2 protein-coding genes are annotated in these 1,776 nt (G+C 65.9%); both read left to right on the top strand.

Annotated features, from left to right (window positions below; all coding sequences use genetic code 11):
- Positions 1-561 (top strand): acyl-CoA dehydrogenase family protein (locus ACXJL8_RS40170; RefSeq protein ID WP_456686940.1); only part of this gene is annotated, 561 nt, incomplete at its 5' end.
- A gap of 121 nt (positions 562-682) precedes the next feature.
- On the top strand, positions 683-1,776 hold a 1,094-nt coding region (locus ACXJL8_RS40165; protein ID WP_456686939.1), incomplete at its 3' end, for an acyl-CoA dehydrogenase.

Here is a 1,776-nt window from a genome sequence, read left to right as displayed (position 1 = left end):
GAAGTAAGGAGCCTGACCAATCTCGATCCGACCCGCGGCCAGGCGGAGATCACCTTCAACGACTGCAAGGCCGAGCCGCTGGGCGCCGCCGGCGAGGGCTGGAGCATTCTCACCCAGGTGCTCGACCGCGCCGCGGTGCTGTGCGCATTCGAGCAGGTCGGCGGTGCCGACCGGGCATTGGAGATGGGCCGCGATTACGCGCTCGACCGCATCGCCTTCGGCCGCCAGATCGGCTCGTTCCAGGCGGTCAAGCACATCCTCGCGGACATGTACGTCTCGGCGACGCTGGCGCGCTCCAACAGCTATTACGGCGCCTGGGCGCTGTCGACCAACGCGGCCGAATTGCCGGAAGCGGCTGCGGCTGCGCGCATCAGCGCGACGCAGGCGTTCCAGCATTGCGCCAAGAACAACATCCAGGTTCACGGCGGCATGGGTTTCACCTGGGAGTTCGACTGCCACATGTACTACCGCCGCGCCAATGCGATGGCGCTCGGGCTCGGCAGCCTGTCCTATTGGGAAGACCAGTTGATCGACCGCATGCGGAAGAAGAACGCGGCGTGATGATGTCGTCATTCCGGGGCGCCGCGACGCGGCGAACCCGGAATCCAGAGATGAGCGAATTACATCGAGATTCCGGGTTCACGCTGCGCGCGCCCCGGAATGACGGATAAAGAGAGACGTCATGAACTTCGACGACACCCCGCAGGAAGCCGAATTCCGCGCTACCGCCCGCGCCTGGATCGCGGCGAACGCGCCGAAGCAATATGAGGATGAGCTGCGCAAATCCTCGCTCGGCCGCACGCAGCTCAAGAACGCCAACATCCTGGAAGTCGCAAAGGCCTGGCAGAAGAAGAAGGCCGATGCCGGCTGGGCCTGCCTGCACTGGCCCAAGGAGTATGGCGGCCGCGGCGCCTCGCCGATCGAGCGCGTGATCTGGCAGCAGGAGGAGGGCCCGTTCGGCAAGCTCTCCGGCATGTTCATCATCGGCCACGGAATGTGCGGGCCGACCATGATGGCGTTCGCGCGCGAGGAGCATAAACGCACCTATCTGCCGCCGCTCGCCTCCGGCGAAAAGGTCTGGTGCCAGCTGTTCTCCGAGCCTGCCGGCGGCTCCGACGTCGCGGGCCTGCGCACGCGCGCCGAGAAGGACGGCGACGACTGGGTCATCAACGGCCAGAATATCTGGACGTCGGGCGCGCACTACACGGACTACGGCATCCTCTTGACCCGCACCGATCCGACCGTGCCCAAGCACAAGGGCCTCACCATGTTCTTCCTGGACATGAAGAGCCCCGGCGTCGAGGTGCGGCCGATCAAGCAGGCGAGCGGCGCCTCCGACTTCAACGAGGTCTACTTCACCAACGTTCGCATTCCCGATCACCAGCGCCTCGGCGAGGTCAATGACGGCTGGAACGTCTCGCTGACCACGCTGATGAACGAGCGCATGTCGATCGGCGCGGGCGTCTCGACCGGCTTCCCGGAGCTGTTCGACTATTGCTCCAGCCTGGTGCTGGACGATGGTCCGGCGATCGAGGACCGCGCGGTGCGCTCGAAGCTCGCGAACTGGGCGGTAAAGGCGAGTGGCTTGCGCTACACCAGCATGCGCGCGATCTCGGCGCTGTCGAAGGGCGAGCGGCCGGGACCGGAAAATTCCATCGGCAAGCTGGTGGCGGGCTCGATGATCCAGGACGTCGCGACCTATGCGCTGGATCTGCAGGGCGCCGCCGGCGTGGTCAGCGGGCCGGAGGATGCCGAGGTCGCCGGGCGTTTCCAGGC

The sequence above is a fragment of the Bradyrhizobium sp. P5_C11_2 genome (assembly GCF_054049755.1).
Note: the sequence above shows the minus strand (reverse complement) of the source record. Positions and strands in the feature narration are given on the sequence as shown.